Here is a 14,163-nt window from a genome sequence, read left to right as displayed (position 1 = left end):
AGCTTAACGCGGGACGGGGCCGTGCGGTAGCGGGCTACTTCGCCGCCGGGGCCGGCCCGTAGGGCGGGCGCGGGATCGCCCGGTGGGCGGCCCGCAGAGCCGCCGACCAGCGCTCGCGCAGGTCGTGGAAATAGGTCTCGCCCGCCTCGATCCGGTGGTTCACCTCCAGCGCCAGGGCGCCGCGGCGCGCGACCGCGATGTCGAGCGGCAGGCCGACGCCGAGATTCGAGCGCATGGTCGAATCCATCGAGACGAGCCCGACCTTCAGCGCGTCGTAGAGGTCCGTCTCGAACTTCACGGCCCGGTCGAGGATCGGCTTGCCGTATTTGTGCTCGCCGATCTGCAGGAAGGGCGCGTCGGTCGAGCACTCGATGAAATTGCCGGCCGAGTAGATCAGGAACAGCCGCATCGGCTCGTCGCCGATCTGGCCGCCGAAGAGGAGCGAGATCGAGAAACGGATCTGCGCCGCCTCGAAGCCCGCCTTCTCGATGGCGCGCACGCGGCGGATCGCCCGTCCGATCAGCTGCGCCGCCTGGAACATGGTCGGCGCCTCGACGAGCTTCGTCGCCGGCTCCCCGTCCTCGCCCGGCACGCCCTCGGAGAGCAGGCTCAGCACCGACTGCGTCACCGAGAGGTTGCCGGCCGAGGCCAGCATCATCACGCGCTCGCCCGGCACGTTGAAGTGGTGCAGCTTGCGGTAGGTCGAGATGTCGTCGAGCCCCGCATTGGTGCGGGTATCGGCCACCATCACGAGCCCGTCCTCGACGAGCAAACCGACACAGTAGGTCATGAGCGGGCACAGCTTCTCGCCCGCTGCCGGCGCGGGCGTTTCGAGAACGGGGCAGCAATCAGGATTGCCGGGCGGCCTGGGCTTGCTCCACCTTGAGCGTGACGTCCAGCGTCTCCGTGCCGCCGCCCGTGCGGCTGCCGCGGATCGGCGCGGCGCCGAGATAGTCGAGGCCGCTGGCGACGCGGATGTAGTGCTCCGAGGTGCCGGTGCCGTGGGCGGGATCGAAGGCGACCCAGCCGAGATCCGGGACGAGCGCCTCCGCCCAGCCGTGCGGCGTCTCGGCGCCCTCGTCCTCGTCCTCCCGCTTGCGGTAGCCCGAGACGTAGCGGGCCGGGATCTCCAGATGGCGCGCCGCCGTGATGAAGACGTGGGCGACGTCCTGGCAGACCCCCTGCTCCACCTCGAAGGCCTTCGCGGCGGTGACGGCCGCGCTCGCCGGGCCGCGCGCGAAGCGGACCCGCTCGTGCACCGCGGCGAGCAGGCGGTGCAGCATCGGCAGAGCGGCGCGCTCGCCCGCGTCCCGGACCTGCTCGGCGAAGTCCTGAATCGGCTGGCTGGCGACGCAGAGATCGGTCTCACGCAGGTAGAACAGGTCGGGCAGGCGCTCGACCGCGCCGCGCACGATGCCGTGTGTCTCCAGCGTGTCGACCTCGCCGGTCACCCGGACGGTGAGCGCGTCGGCGGCCTCGTCGGGCGTGAACCAGTGGACGACGTTGCCGAATCCGTCCTCGCGCTCGGTCAGCCGCCCGTCGACCGAGGTGTCGATGCGCCAGCGCCGGACATACTGCCCATCGTGGTCGCGCGGGGTCAGCCGCAGGACCTGGATCAGGCTCCGGGCCGGCTGCTCGTAGGTGTAGTGGGTCTCATGGACGACGCAGAGGCGCATGCGGGTCTTCTACGGTTGGCAGTTCGGTCAGACCAGATACTGCTCGGCGATTGCCTGGCCGACCCGGTTGTTCTCGGCGATGAAGGCGGTCACGAACTCGTGCAGCCCCGCGGTGAAGATCCGGTCGATGTCCTCGCCCTCCAGCCGCGCCAGCATGTTGCTGGCCAGCCGCTGGCTCGGGCCGCGTCGCCCGTAGGCGTCGGCGATCAGGTCGAGATGCTCCACCAGCATCGCGTAACAGTTGGCAAAGGAGCGCGGCATCTGCCGATTGAGGATGAGGAGGTCGGCCACCAGGAGCGGCTTGATGCTCTCCCGGTAGACCCAGTGGTAGGCGTTGAAGGCCGAGACCTCGCGCAGGATGGTGGTCCACTGGAAGTAGTCGAGGCTGCCACCGACCTTCTCGCTTGCCGGCAACAGGATCTGGTATTTCACGTCGAGGATGCGGGCGGTGTTGTCGGCCCGCTCGATGGCGGTGCCGAGCCGCGTGAACCAGTAGGCGTCGTTCCGGAGCATCGTGCGGTAGGCCGAGCCGTCGAAGGTCAGCGAGATGCCCTTCACCCAGTCGAGGAAGCGCGAGAACTCGTCGCGCGTGAGGTCGCGGCCCTCGTAGGAGCGCAGCTCCAGCCACGCCCCGTTGATCGCGTCCCACATCTCGGTGGTGAGCGCGGTGCGGACGGAGCGGGCGTTCTCGCGCGCCGTCTCGATGCAGGTGCGGATCGAGGACGGGTTCTTCGGGCTGAAGGCCAGGAAGTCGCAGACCGTGTGGCTGTTCACGGTGTCGTAATGGGCCTTGAAGGCCTCGGCATCGCCCGCGGAGGCGAGCGCGGAGGCCCACTCGTTGGTCTCGCCTCCGCCGTAGCTCGTCGGCAGCGAGGCGAGCCGGTGGGCCGCGTCGAGGATGCGGGCGACGAACTCGGCGCGCTCGACGTAGCGCGAGAGCCAGTACAGGTTGTCGGCGGTGCGGGACAGCATGGGCGCTTCGCTGGGTTCGGCCGGTGGGGCCTCGATCGCGTGGAAGGGTTCTCTTGGAAGGATTCTCTCGTCGCGCGGGGCGGCGCACTCAGCCGTCCAGCACCCAGGTGTCCTTCGTACCGCCGCCCTGGCTGGAATTCACCACCAGCGAGCCCTCCTTCAGGGCGACGCGGGTGAGGCCGCCCGGCACGATGCGGATCTCGTCGGCGCCGCAGAGCACGAAGGGCCTGAGATCCACGTGGCGCGGCGCCACGCCCGAGGCCACGAAGGTCGGGCAGGTCGAGAGCGAGAGCGTCGGCTGGGCGATGAAGCCGTCCGGCGCGTGGCGCAGGCGCCGGCCGAACTCCTCGATCTCGCGCTTCGTCGCGTGCGGGCCGACCAGCATGCCGTAGCCGCCCGAGCCGTTGACCTCCTTCACGACGAGGTCCTTGAGGTTGTCCATCACGTACGCGAAGGCGTCCTTCTCGCGGCAGCGGTAGGTCGGCACGTTGTGCAGGATCGGCTCCTCGCCGGTGAAGAACTTCACGATCTCCGGCATGTAGCTGTAGACCGCCTTGTCGTCGGCCACGCCCGTGCCGACCGCGTTGGCGAGGGTCACGGTTCCGCGCTCGTAGGCGTTCATCAGTCCGGGCACGCCGAGCACCGAATCCGGCCGGAACACCAGAGGGTCGAGGAAGTCGTCGTCGAGGCGGCGGTAGATGACGTCGACCCGGCGCGGCCCTTCGGTGGTGCGCATGTAGACGACGTCGTCCTTGGTGAAGAGGTCGGAGGCCTCCACCAGTTCGACGCCGAGCTTGTCCGCCAGGAAGGAGTGCTCGTAGAAGGCCGAGTTGTAGCGCCCCGGGGTCAGCAGCACGCAGGTGGGGTCGCGCGTGGCGGTAGCGGGCGCGAGGCTGCGCAGCGTCGCCAGCAGCGCGTCCGGGTAGTTCTCGACCGGCGCGACGCGGTGGCGCGAGAACAGGTCGGGGAAGAGCCTGAGCATCACCTCCCGGTTCTCCAGCATGTAGGAGACGCCGGACGGGATGCGGGCATTGTCCTCCAGCACGAAGAAATCGTTCTCGCCGGTGCGCACGATGTCGATGCCGGCGACGTGGACGTAGAGGTCGTGCGGCACCCGGAAGGCGCGCATCTCCATGCGGTAATGCGCGTTGCGGTAAACGAGGTCGGCCGGGATGATGCCGGCCTTGATGCATTCCTGCGGGCCGTAGACGTCCTTGAGGAAGGCGTTGATCGCGGTCACCCGCTGCTTCAGCCCGCGCTCGAGGAAGCCCCATTCGGGTTTGGTGAGCACCCGCGGGATGATGTCGAACGGAATCAGTCGCTCGGTCGACTCGTTGTCGCCGTAGACCGCGAAGGTGATGCCGATGCGGCGGAACAGCAGCTCGGCCTGGCTGCGCCGGGTGTTGAAATGGTCGGAGGGCGTGGTGTCGAGCCAGGTCTTCAGTTGTCCGTAGGCGTTCCGGATCTCCGCCTCAGTGGCGGCCGGTCCGCTCAATCCCGTCATCTCGTCGAACGCCACACCGGCCATCGCGCTGCCTCCCAGATACCGCACGCTAGAGGCAAGAGGCGCGCCACGCCAAGGATCCGCTGGGGCCCGCGGTCTCGAACGCGCTACAACCTCAGAACAGCTTCAGCCCTTTCAGACTGGCGTGCCCGGTGCGTCCGAGAATGATGTGGTCGTGCACGATGATTCCAAGTGGATCGAGCACATTCACCACCTCGCGTGTCATCCGCACGTCGGCCGCCGAGGGCGCCGAGTCGCCCGAGGGGTGGTTGTGGGCCAGGATGATGGCGGTGGCCGAGAGTTCGAGCGCCCGTCGCGCCACCTCGCGGGGATAGACCGGCGTGTGATCGACGGTGCCGCGCCCCTGCACCTCGTCGGCGATGAGGTGGTTGCGCTTGTCGAGGAACAGGATCCGGAACTCCTCACGGGCCGAGAAGGCCATGGTGGTGCGGCAATAGTCGAGCACCGCGCTCCAGGACGACAGGAGCGGGCGCTCCTGGATCGCGCCGCGGGCGAGGCGGCGCCCGGCCGCCTCCATCAGCTTGAGGTCCGTGATCACGCCCTGGCTGACGCCCTCGACCTCGGCGAGCCTGGCCGGCTCGGCGCTCACCACCTCGGCGAAGCTGCCGAAGCGCCGGATCAGGGCCTTGGCCAAGGGCTTCACGTCCCGCCGCGGGATCGCGCGGAACAGGACGAGTTCGAGCAGCTCGTAGTCCGGCAGGGCGTCGGCGCCGGCCTGCAGGAAGCGGGCACGCAGGCGCTCGCGGTGGCCGAGATAGTGCGGCGCCTCCCCGGCGCCCGCGGCCGGGGCTTCTGATTCAGGCTCGGTCCCGGGATCGGGCGGGCCGACCATATCGGGGCCGCGCCGCCGCACGGGATCAGGCGCCCGGGTTGACGGGCTGGTGCAGGCCCTTGGGCGAGACCGTGAAGATCTCGCAGCCCGCCTCGGTGACCGCGACGGTGTGCTCGAACTGGGCGGAGAGCGAGCGGTCGCGAGTCACCGCGGTCCAGCCGTCGGCAAGGACCTTCACGGCGGGGCGCCCGAGATTGATCATCGGCTCGATGGTGAAGAACTGACCGGGCTTCAGCGGCACGTCGTAGCTCGCCTCGACGTAGTGCAGGATGGTCGGCGCGTCGTGGTAGGTGCGCCCCAGGCCGTGGCCGCAGAAATCGCGCACCACGGAGCAGCGCTCGGCCTCGGCGAAGTCCTGGATCGCCCGGCCGATGTCGTTCGTGGTGCCGCCGGGCCTGACCGCCGCGATGCCGCGCATCAGTGCCTCGTAGGTGATCTCGCAGAGGCGCGCGGCCTTGCGGGGCACCTCGCCCACGAAGGCCATGCGGCTCGAATCGCCGTGCCAGCCGTCCAGGATCAGGCAGATGTCGAGGTTGACGATGTCGCCCTCGCGCAGCGGCTTGTCGTTCGGGATGCCGTGGCAGACCACGTGGTTGATCGAGGTGCAGATCGATTTCGGGTAGCCGCGGTAGAGGAGCGAGGCCGGGTAGGCGCCGTGGTCCATCGCGAACTCGTAGGCGAGCTTGTCGAGTGCCTCCGTGGTGACGCCCGGCTGGGTCGCTTCCATCAGGAGGTCGAGAGCCTCGGCGGTGAGGCGGCCCGCCCGGCGCATGCCCTCGAAACCCTCCGGCCCGTGGATCGGGGCCTCGGGCGAGCGGCGCGCACCCTGCGCGGTGGCTTGGTCTTGCTGGTTCATGGGGCGGGCTTTGCGGCGGGCTCGGCGACGGATGCGGGCGGGGGCGGCGTCCTGCACGCCGTGTCCTGCGCTATGTACGGTGCCGGGGGCCGTTCCGCCAAGCGGGGCGGCACCCGTGCGCGCCGCGGGGCCGGACCGGCGGCCCAGACTTGCGCGCGGCGCGGAGCTTACCCCATAAGCGGCGGCGGATCGGGCCGGCGGCCCTCACGAGCAGCAGGGCGGCAGATGGCTGACAAGGCGGTTCCGCACTTCCACAACGACCTCGGCGTCCCCGTCATCCATGTCGGCGCGCGGGAATTCATGTGCATCGGCGCGCGCCCGCCCTTCGACCACCCGCACGTGTTCCTCGACATGGGCGCGGACGACGAGATCATCTGCCAGTACTGCTCGACGCTCTACCGCTACCGCGCCGGCCTGAAGGCCACCGAATCGGACCCGCCGGCCTGCCTTTGGGACGACAAGGCCATCAACCCCAAGGCCAGCAGCCACAAGGCCGCCTGACCGCGACCGCGCCGGCCGTGGCCGCGCTCGACATCGCCGTCGTCGGCGCCGGCATCGGCGGGCTGACCGCCGCGCTCGCGCTCAACGATGCCGGCCACCGGGTGACCCTCGTGGAGCGCCGGACCGGCTTCAGCGAGGTCGGCGCCGGGCTCCAGCTCTCGCCGAACGCGAGCCGGGTGCTCTGCGATCTCGGGCTCGCCGCAGCGCTCCGCCGGGCGGCGAGCGAGCCGCCGGGCGTGGTGGTGCGCGCCCTCGACGGGGGGCGCTGGATCGGCGCGGTGGCGCTCGGCCGCGCCGCGCACGAGCGCTACGGCGCCCCCTACTACGTGATCCACCGGGCCGACCTGCAGACGCTGCTCCTCGACGCGGTGCGCGGGCGGCCGAACATCCGCCTGATGGTGGGGCGCGACGTCACCGCCATCGCGCAGACGCCGGAGGGCGTCGAACTCACCTGCGCGGGCGACGCGCGCACCGACGTGGTGGCGGCCGATCTCGCGATCGGCGCCGACGGGCTGCGCTCGCGCATCCGCGAGCAGCTCGACCCCGCGCCGCTGCGATTCGGCCAGATGGCGGCGTGGCGGGCCGTGCTGCCGCGCGAGGGGCTGCCCGAGGCGTTCGGCGGCGAGGAGACTGGGCTGTGGCTCGGCTCGGGCCGGCACGTGGTGCATTACCCGATCCGCGGCGGGCGCTTCCTCAACGTGGTGGCGATCGTGCCCGAGCGGCAGAGCGACGCCGACTGGGGCCGGATCGGCGATCCCGCCGTCCTGCGCACGCATTTCCGCGGCTGCGCTGCCCCCCTGCGCGAACTCCTGGCCCTGCCCGATTCGTGGCTCGTCTGGTCGCTCGCCGAGCGCGCGGTCGCGCGCCCGCTCGCCCGCGGCCGGGTCGCGCTCCTGGGGGACGCCGCCCACCCCGTCCTGCCCTTCCTGGCGCAGGGCGCGGCCCTCGCGATCGAGGACGCGGCGGTCCTCGCCCGCTGCCTCGCGGACCGGCCGGTGCCCGAGGCGCTGGCGGCCTACGCGGCGGCGCGGGCCGCCCGCGTCGCCCGCGTCCAGCGCGCGGCCCGCGGCAACGGCCGCACCTACCACGCGGGCGCGCTGACGGCCTTCGCCCGCGACCTCGTGATGCGCCGCCTCGGCCCAGACGGGATGCGCGAGCGCTACGCCTGGCTCTACGGCTGGAAGCCGGATCCTGCCTGATCGGCCCGCTTGATCTCGGCCCGGCGCCCGGCTACCGCTCGGACCGCGCGGACGTGGCGGAACCGGTAGACGCACGAGACTTAAAATCTTGCGGCCGTAAGGCCGTGCGGGTTCGAGTCCCGCCGTCCGCACCACGCGCCGCAGCGCCTCACAGCAGCGTCCCCCGCAGGATCACCAGCGCCACCGAAAAATAAATCACCAGCCCGGTGACATCGACCAGCGTCGCCACGAAGGGCGCCGAGGCGGTGGCCGGGTCGAAGCCGACGCGCTGGAGCAGGAAGGGCAGCATCGAGCCCGCGAGCGAGCCGAAGGTGACGATGCCGACGAGCGCCGCGCCCACGGTCGCCGCCACCAACACCCAGTGCGGGCCGTAATCGTAGAGCCCCGCCTCCTGCCAGATCGCGATGCGGGCGACCGCGATCGCCCCCAGGATCGCGCCGAGCACGAGGCCGGTCGGCAGTTCCCGCAGGGCCACCCGCCACCAGTCGCGCAGGCGGATCTGGTGCAGCGCGAGCGCCCGGATCAGCAGCGAGGTCGCCTGGGAGCCGGAATTGCCGCCCGAGCTCATGATGAGCGGGATGAACAGCGTCAGCACGAGGGCCCGCTCCAGCTCGCCCTCGAAGCCCTGCATGGCGGAGGCCGTCAGCATCTCGGAGAGGAATAGGGCGCAGAGCCAGCCGGCCCGCTTCCGGATCATCGTGAGGAAGCCGATCTCCATGTAGGGCTCGGGCAGCGCCTCCATGCCGCCGAAGCGCTGCACGTCCTGCGTCTGCTTGGCCACCATCGCGTCGATGATGTCGTCCACCGTGACGATGCCGATGACGTGGCCGACCGCGTCGACGACGGGCAGCGCCAGCAGGTCGTACTTGGAGATGAGGCGCGCGGCCTCCTCGCGGCTCGCCGTCGGCGTCACGCTCAGCGGGCGCCGCTCCGGCGCGACCGCGAGCACGCTGTCCCCGGGCTCGCCCGCGATCAGGCGGCGCAGGGGCACGGCCTTGGTCAGTGTCCGCGTGCGCGGGTCGAGCACGAAGATCGCGTAGACCGTCTCCCGGGTCCGCTCGACCTGCCGGATGTGGTCGAGAGTCTGCGCCACCGTCCAGCTCCCCGGCACGGCGACGAACTCGGTGGTCATCAGCGAGCCCACCGTCTCCTCGCCGTAGGCGCTGAGGCGATCGACCGCGCCGCGGGTCTCGGCATCGAGCCGGGCGCGCAGGTCCGAGCGGCCGGGCTCCTCGATCTCCCGGAACACGTCCGTCACCCGGTCGGCCGACATGCCGGTGAGATAGACCGCGACCCGGTCGCGGGGCAGGATCTCGATGATGTCGGCGGCGCAGGCGAGTTCGGGCTGGTCCAGCACCTCGACCGCCCGCTCGATGGACAGACCGAGCAGGATCGCGGCGGCGACCTCGGGCGCCTCGGCGTTCAGTGCCTCGACGATGTCCGGCGCCCGCTCGTCGGAGAGCAGCGCGGCCAGCACGGAGGGCTCGACCCGGACGGGGTCAACGATCTCGGTCATGGGACTCGCCTCGGGTGAGGCGACGATCCTGCGGGGGCGCCGGCCGAGCCCGGCCCTGCCCTCTCAGCCCCGAGCGCGCGGCCGGCGCGGCGGAGAGAGCGGCGTGCCCGGGTTCGGCACAGACGGTCGGTCGGGAACGTCGCCAGGCATCGCGCTCGGATGGATCGGGGAGCCGGCGGGCCGGCGCGCGCCTCCGTTGCGCCCGCCAGGCGTGGGCGTCAAGCAGCGCGGCGGGTCCGCGGCGCCGCCGGATCGTTGCGAACGGGCGGCCCGGCGCCCATATGATTGATGGTACTCGACAATCCGCCGCGGACCACCCTCTGGGGCGCGCCGCCGGCCGCACGATAGTGCAGCCTATGAGAAATATAAGCGTCGGGCCCGCTTGTATTGCGCCCAACACATTGCCTATCTTGGGTCCATCAACAGAGGAGAAGCGCGATGGCTTGGTCTGCCCCGGTCGTTCAGGAAGTCTGCGTCGGCATGGAAGTCACCAGCTACGAGTCGGCCGAGATCGACACCTTCAACTGAGGTGAGCCGGCCGGTTCATGCCGGCCATCCCTCGAACCCTCACGCAACGCATCAGGAGAAACGCCATGAAGTGGTCCGCCCCCATCGTCCAGGAAGTCTGCGTCGGCATGGAAGTCACCAGCTACGAGTCGGCTGAGATCGACACCTTCAACTGAGCCGACGACCGCTTCCGCGGTTCGTTTCGGGCGCTGCCTCCCCGGAGGCGGCGCCCTTTTTCGTTCAGCACAAACGCATCGGGCCCGAAACGCTTCGCGCGTCCCGGGCCCGATGCGTTTGCCAGAACCCGACCGATCAGAGGCGGTAGCGGATCTGGTCGGTCCAGAAGCGCTCCAGGCGGCCCAGCGCGACGTTGAGGCGCCCGAAATCGTCCTCCGAGATGCCGCCGATCGGCGCGATCGTGCGGGCGTGCTTGTCGTAGAGCCCCTGGATGATGTCGTGCACCATGCGGCCCTTGTCGGTGAGGCTGATGCGCACCGCGCGCCGGTCCGTCTTCGAGCGGGCGTGGTGGAGGAAGCCGAGCTCGACGAGCTTCTTCACGTTGTAGGAAACGTTGGAGCCGAGATAGTAGCCCTTCGTGCGCAGCTCGCTCGCGGTGAGTTCCTTGTCGCCGATGTTGTAGAGCAGCAGCGCCTGGACGCTGTTGACGTCCTCGCGGCCGCGGCGCTCGAACTCGTCCTTGATCACGTCGAGGAGCCGGCGGTGCAGCCGCTCCACCAGATGCAGCGCCTCGAGATAGGCGCCCGCAGCCGGGGCGGCCTCGTTGGCCGGGGTCTCGATCGCCTTGGTCGCCTGGGTCTTCATCCGCCTGCCTCGCCTGATCCGGTTGTGCCGGCCGCCGCTGTCCGGCGCCGCTTATGGGTTCAACCTATGGGCCGGGAATGAAAGGCGGTTTAAGCGACAGGATGAATTGGCGATTTACTTCTGTGGGTAAACGCAAGCTGAAGGATCCCGACAACTTTCCGTTTACCGCACCTCGCGGGCTGCCGACCAGGATAGGAGAAAGTAGATCAGCACAATACTGATCTGAGCGCCGATCAACGCCACGGGCATCGGCAACAGCAGCGGGGTGAGCAGGGCGAGCGTGACCGAGGAGGTCACGGCGAGCAGCCAGATCACGCCGCCCCAGGCGCTGGTGAGCCAGAGTCCGATCGCGGCGGTCGCGTCGATCACCGCGAAGTAGACGATCGCCGCCTGCCGGCCGAAGGGCTCGCCCTCGAAGGGGCGGCCATGCGGCCACGCGTCGAGGATCGCCGCCCAGGACCAGATGCTCTTGGCGAGCCAGACCAGGGCGGTCACGCGCATGAACCAGATCAGCGCCGTGTCCCAGTTGGACGTGCGGGTGGTCGCGCTCCGCTCGATGCGGTCGCCGCCGAGATCGGGCTCGCGCCCGCGCGCCTGCATGCGCATCACCGTCGTGCCTCGCCTCTCCGTCGCGCGCCGGTCCCGGTTAGAGGCCGCGGCCGGGCTCGCGTCAACCGCAGGGGAGGCCCCCGCCCGGAGGCTTCGACAGGCCCGGCGGATGTGCTAGGCCCCGGCCCAAGCCCGGCTCAAGCCTCTGGCATTTCACAGTTCCGGTGACCCGAGATGTCGCACGACACGCCCGAACCGCGCCCCCTGGCCGTCGAGGCCGCCCGGACCACGACCCGGCAGGGCCTCGCCATCACCCAGCGCCCGCGGCGCAATCGCAAGGCGGCGTGGTCGCGCCGGCTGATGCGCGAGAACACGCTGACCGTCGACGACCTGATCTGGCCGCTTTTCGTGATCGAGGGCGAGGGACGGCGCGAGCCGATCGCCTCGATGCCGGGCGTCGAGCGGTTGAGCGTGGACGAGATCGTGCGCGCGGCCGAGCGGGCGGCCCGCCTCGGCATCCCGGCCGTGTCGTTCTTCCCCTACACCGAGGCGAGCCTGCGCGACCCCACGGGCTCCGAGGCCCTCAACCGCGAGAACCTGGTCTGCCGGGCGGTACGGGCGGTCAAGCGCGCCGTGCCCGAGATCGGTGTGATGACCGATGTCGCGCTCGACCCCTACACCAGCCACGGCCACGACGGCCTGCTGGAAGAGGGCGCGATCCTCAACGACGAGACGGTGGCCCTCCTCGTGGAGCAGAGCCTGATCCAGGCCGAGGCCGGCACCGACATCATCGCGCCATCCGACATGATGGACGGGCGCGTCGGCGCGATCCGGGCGGCGCTCGACAAGGCGGGCTTCCTCGACGTGCAGATCATGGCCTATGCGGCGAAGTACGCGAGCGCCTTCTACGGGCCGTTCCGCGACGCGATCGGCACCAAGGCGGCGCTGGTGGGCGACAAGCGCACCTACCAGATGGATCCGGGCAATTCCGACGAGGCGCTGCGCGAGGTCGCGCTCGATCTGGCGGAGGGCGCGGATTCGGTGATGGTCAAGCCCGGCCTGCCCTATCTCGACATCATCCGGCGGGTGAAGGACGAATTCGGCGTGCCGACCTTCGCCTACCAGGTGTCGGGCGAGTACGCGATGCTGGAAGGGGCCGCCCGCAACGGCTGGCTCGACGGCGAGCGGGCCATGCTGGAGAGCCTGCTGTCCTTCAAGCGCGCGGGTGCGGACGGGGTGCTGACCTACTACGCCCCGCGCGTCGCAGAGCACCTGCGCGCCGGAGCGTGAGGCCGGGCCTGCGCGCCGGGCTCGTCGGCGCTGCGACGCTCGCGGGGCTTCTGGCCGGCCTGGCCACCTGCGAGGACAGGCTGCAGCGCGAGCGCGTCGCCCTCTGCCGGCGCGCCGTGCCGGCGCTCGTGCCCGCGGAGACGAACCTGCGCGTCCTGCGCGCGGGCACGGGTGCGACGCCCGACAGCGTGCGGATCGACTACGCGGTAGGGCCCCGGCCCCACTGGGCGCTCTGCCGCTTCGGCGCGGATACGGAGATCGTCGGGATCACCACGGACCGGCAGAACCTGAGCGGGGCGTCCCTGTACCTGCTCAAGCGGTTCTACCTCGATACCCCGGACGCGGCCGAGGCGGATCCGGGGGAGCGGTGAGGGTAGCCTCTCGGCAGGGCATGGCCGGCGCGGGCCAACATCCCCGTCGCTTCCCTCCCCCGCAGAGGGAGAGCCGCAGCGGGGATCTTGAGCGGGGCGCCTCCCCTCCCCACCTCATCCTCTGAAAAGAATCCCGCCGCGCGAGGATGCGACACCATGCAGAGCCCCCGCCCCGGTTACGCCCCCCGCTACGACGCGCCCGGCTACCTGCCGCCGATGCCGCTGCCGGCCGTCCGCGCGAGCCTCGGCGCGCGCTTCTGCGCCTACCTGCTCGACATCGTCTTCATCTTCGGCTTCTCGGTGCTGCTCTGGCTGGCGATCGCCCTGATCGGCCTCGTCACCTTCGGTCTGGGCTGGACGCTGTTCGCGGTGCTGCCGGCGAGCGGCATCATCTACAGCGCGATCACGGTCGGCGGGTCCCGCCAGAGCACGCTCGGCATGCGGATGATGGGCCTGCGCGTCGTCGCCCCCGAGAGCGGTCGCACCGTCGACATGCTGACGGCGGCGGTGCACGCCCTGCTGTTCTACGTGGCGATCACGACCTTCCTGCTCTGGTTCGTCGACGTGATGTTCGGGCTGGTGCGCAGCGACCGGCGTCTGGGCCACGACCTCCTGCTCGGCCTCGCGGTGGTGCGGGCCGGCTGAGCCCGCGACCGCGGGACCGCCGAGAAATGTGTTCGGCAACCCTCTCGCCCCATTGAGCGTCGGCGGACGGGCGTTACACTCAACCTCAGGCCCGGCACGGACGCCGGGTCGCCCGAGGCGACCTGACGCGTGACGAGCCACCCGCGCGATACCCCGCAATTCTACCTGACGGCGCCCTCGCCCTGCCCCTACCTGCCGGGGCAGGAGGAGCGGAAGGTCTTCACCCACCTCGTCGGGCGCCGCGCCCGCGACCTCAACGAGATCCTGACGCAGGGCGGTTTCCGCCGCTCGCAGACCATCGCCTACCGGCCGGCCTGCGAATCCTGCCGGGCCTGCATCTCGGTGCGGGTGGTCGTGGACGATTTCGCCCCATCGGGCAGCCAGCGCCGGATCCTCGCCCGCAACGAGGATCTGGTCGGCGCGGCCGAGCCGAACCGCCCGGCCTCGGAGCAGTACGCCCTCTTCCGGCGCTATCTCGACGCCCGCCACGGCGACGGCGGCATGATCGACATGACCGTGCTCGACTACGCCATGATGATCGAGGACAGCCACGTCGACACCCATCTGGTGGCCTACCGACGGCGCGGGCCGGACACCGCGATCAACGGCCGCGGCAGCGGCCCGCCGGTGGCCTACTGCCTGACCGACGTCCTCGCTGACGGCCTGTCGATGGTCTACTCGTTCTACGACCCCGCGGAGGCGTACCGGTCGCTCGGGACCTTCATGATCCTCGACCACATCGCCCGCGCGCGCGCTCTGGGGCTGCCCTACCTCTATCTCGGCTACTGGGTCGAGGGCTCCCGCAAGATGGACTACAAGGCCCGCTTCCGGCCGCAGGAGCGGTTGATGGGTCAGGGCTGGGTGCGGGTGCCGTAAGGATCGCGGTGCACGGCGCTTGCATG

17 protein-coding genes and 1 tRNA gene are annotated in these 14,163 nt (G+C 70.6%); 9 read left to right on the top strand and 9 right to left on the bottom strand.

Features of this window, described 5'->3' with window-relative positions; all coding sequences use genetic code 11:
• Positions 1-34 precede the first annotated feature (34 nt).
• The 6 genes from DK427_RS10360 to map all read right to left on the bottom strand — a co-directional run bounded on the left by DK427_RS10360 (position 35) and on the right by map (position 5,861).
• Positions 35-790, bottom strand: a complete 756-nt coding sequence (locus DK427_RS10360) for a proteasome-type protease (protein ID WP_109951187.1) — start codon at positions 788-790, stop codon at positions 35-37.
• Positions 791-848: 58 nt separating this feature from the next.
• Positions 849-1,676 (bottom strand): transglutaminase family protein, encoded by an 828-nt coding sequence (locus DK427_RS10355; protein WP_109951186.1) that lies wholly within the window; start codon positions 1,674-1,676, stop codon positions 849-851.
• A gap of 27 nt (positions 1,677-1,703) precedes the next feature.
• On the bottom strand, positions 1,704-2,648 hold the full coding sequence (locus DK427_RS10350) for an alpha-E domain-containing protein (protein ID WP_109951185.1): 945 nt from the start codon (positions 2,646-2,648) through the stop codon (positions 1,704-1,706).
• 88 nt (positions 2,649-2,736) lie between these two features.
• A complete protein-coding gene (locus DK427_RS10345; protein ID WP_109951184.1) occupies positions 2,737-4,176 on the bottom strand; it encodes a circularly permuted type 2 ATP-grasp protein in 1,440 nt (479 codons plus the stop codon).
• Positions 4,177-4,267: 91 nt separating this feature from the next.
• Positions 4,268-5,005: a RadC family protein gene (gene radC / locus DK427_RS10340; RefSeq protein WP_109951183.1), complete on the bottom strand. Its 738-nt coding sequence runs from the start codon at positions 5,003-5,005 to the stop codon at positions 4,268-4,270.
• 25 nt (positions 5,006-5,030) lie between these two features.
• A complete protein-coding gene (gene map, locus DK427_RS10335) occupies positions 5,031-5,861 on the bottom strand; it encodes a type I methionyl aminopeptidase (RefSeq protein ID WP_109951182.1) in 831 nt (276 codons plus the stop codon).
• A gap of 225 nt (positions 5,862-6,086) precedes the next feature.
• Here map and DK427_RS10330 point away from each other — a divergent pair, with 225 nt between their 5' ends.
• From DK427_RS10330 to DK427_RS10320, 3 genes are all read left to right on the top strand, one after another.
• Positions 6,087-6,362: a zinc-finger domain-containing protein gene (locus tag DK427_RS10330; RefSeq protein ID WP_109951181.1), complete on the top strand. Its 276-nt coding sequence runs from the start codon at positions 6,087-6,089 to the stop codon at positions 6,360-6,362.
• Positions 6,363-6,379: 17 nt separating this feature from the next.
• A complete protein-coding gene (locus DK427_RS10325; RefSeq protein ID WP_109951180.1) occupies positions 6,380-7,561 on the top strand; it encodes an FAD-dependent monooxygenase in 1,182 nt (393 codons plus the stop codon).
• 47 nt (positions 7,562-7,608) lie between these two features.
• Positions 7,609-7,695: transfer RNA gene (locus DK427_RS10320), tRNA-Leu, on the top strand.
• A gap of 14 nt (positions 7,696-7,709) precedes the next feature.
• On the opposite strand, the gene mgtE is transcribed toward DK427_RS10320, so the two are convergent.
• Positions 7,710-9,077 carry a magnesium transporter gene (gene mgtE, locus DK427_RS10315; RefSeq protein WP_109951179.1) on the bottom strand — a complete coding sequence of 456 codons (1,368 nt, stop codon included), beginning with the start codon at positions 9,075-9,077 and terminating at the stop codon, positions 7,710-7,712.
• A 438-nt stretch (positions 9,078-9,515) separates the two neighbouring features.
• On the opposite strand from mgtE, the gene pqqA (DK427_RS10310) reads away from it, so the two are divergent.
• Positions 9,516-9,605 (top strand): pyrroloquinoline quinone precursor peptide PqqA, encoded by a 90-nt coding sequence (gene pqqA / locus DK427_RS10310; RefSeq protein WP_043388520.1) that lies wholly within the window; start codon positions 9,516-9,518, stop codon positions 9,603-9,605.
• 65 nt (positions 9,606-9,670) lie between these two features.
• On the top strand, positions 9,671-9,760 hold the full coding sequence (pqqA, locus tag DK427_RS10305; RefSeq protein WP_109951178.1) for a pyrroloquinoline quinone precursor peptide PqqA: 90 nt from the start codon (positions 9,671-9,673) through the stop codon (positions 9,758-9,760).
• Between the two features lie 136 nt (positions 9,761-9,896).
• Here pqqA (DK427_RS10305) and ldtR read toward each other — a convergent pair whose 3' ends face one another.
• Together ldtR and DK427_RS10295 are read right to left on the bottom strand one after the other, a co-directional pair.
• Positions 9,897-10,406 (bottom strand): transcriptional regulator LdtR, encoded by a 510-nt coding sequence (ldtR, locus tag DK427_RS10300; RefSeq protein ID WP_109951177.1) that lies wholly within the window; start codon positions 10,404-10,406, stop codon positions 9,897-9,899.
• Between the two features lie 162 nt (positions 10,407-10,568).
• Positions 10,569-11,006 (bottom strand): DUF6163 family protein, encoded by a 438-nt coding sequence (locus tag DK427_RS10295; RefSeq protein ID WP_109954097.1) that lies wholly within the window; start codon positions 11,004-11,006, stop codon positions 10,569-10,571.
• A 183-nt stretch (positions 11,007-11,189) separates the two neighbouring features.
• Between DK427_RS10295 and hemB the strand changes: the two genes are divergently transcribed.
• The 4 genes from hemB to DK427_RS10275 all read left to right on the top strand — a co-directional run bounded on the left by hemB (position 11,190) and on the right by DK427_RS10275 (position 14,137).
• Positions 11,190-12,245 carry a porphobilinogen synthase gene (gene hemB / locus DK427_RS10290; RefSeq protein WP_109951176.1) on the top strand — a complete coding sequence of 352 codons (1,056 nt, stop codon included), beginning with the start codon at positions 11,190-11,192 and terminating at the stop codon, positions 12,243-12,245.
• Positions 12,242-12,616 carry a hypothetical protein gene (locus DK427_RS10285; protein WP_109951175.1) on the top strand — a complete coding sequence of 125 codons (375 nt, stop codon included), beginning with the start codon at positions 12,242-12,244 and terminating at the stop codon, positions 12,614-12,616. The genes hemB and DK427_RS10285 overlap by 4 nt, the downstream gene beginning before the upstream one ends.
• A 156-nt stretch (positions 12,617-12,772) precedes the next feature.
• Positions 12,773-13,261 (top strand): RDD family protein, encoded by a 489-nt coding sequence (locus DK427_RS10280; protein WP_109951174.1) that lies wholly within the window; start codon positions 12,773-12,775, stop codon positions 13,259-13,261.
• 129 nt (positions 13,262-13,390) lie between these two features.
• Positions 13,391-14,137 (top strand): arginyltransferase, encoded by a 747-nt coding sequence (locus DK427_RS10275; protein WP_109951173.1) that lies wholly within the window; start codon positions 13,391-13,393, stop codon positions 14,135-14,137.
• Positions 14,138-14,163 lie beyond the last annotated feature (26 nt).

It is taken from the genome of Methylobacterium radiodurans (assembly GCF_003173735.1).
Classification (GTDB): domain Bacteria; phylum Pseudomonadota; class Alphaproteobacteria; order Rhizobiales; family Beijerinckiaceae; genus Methylobacterium; species Methylobacterium radiodurans.
This window is presented reverse-complemented; position numbering and strand designations above follow the sequence as displayed.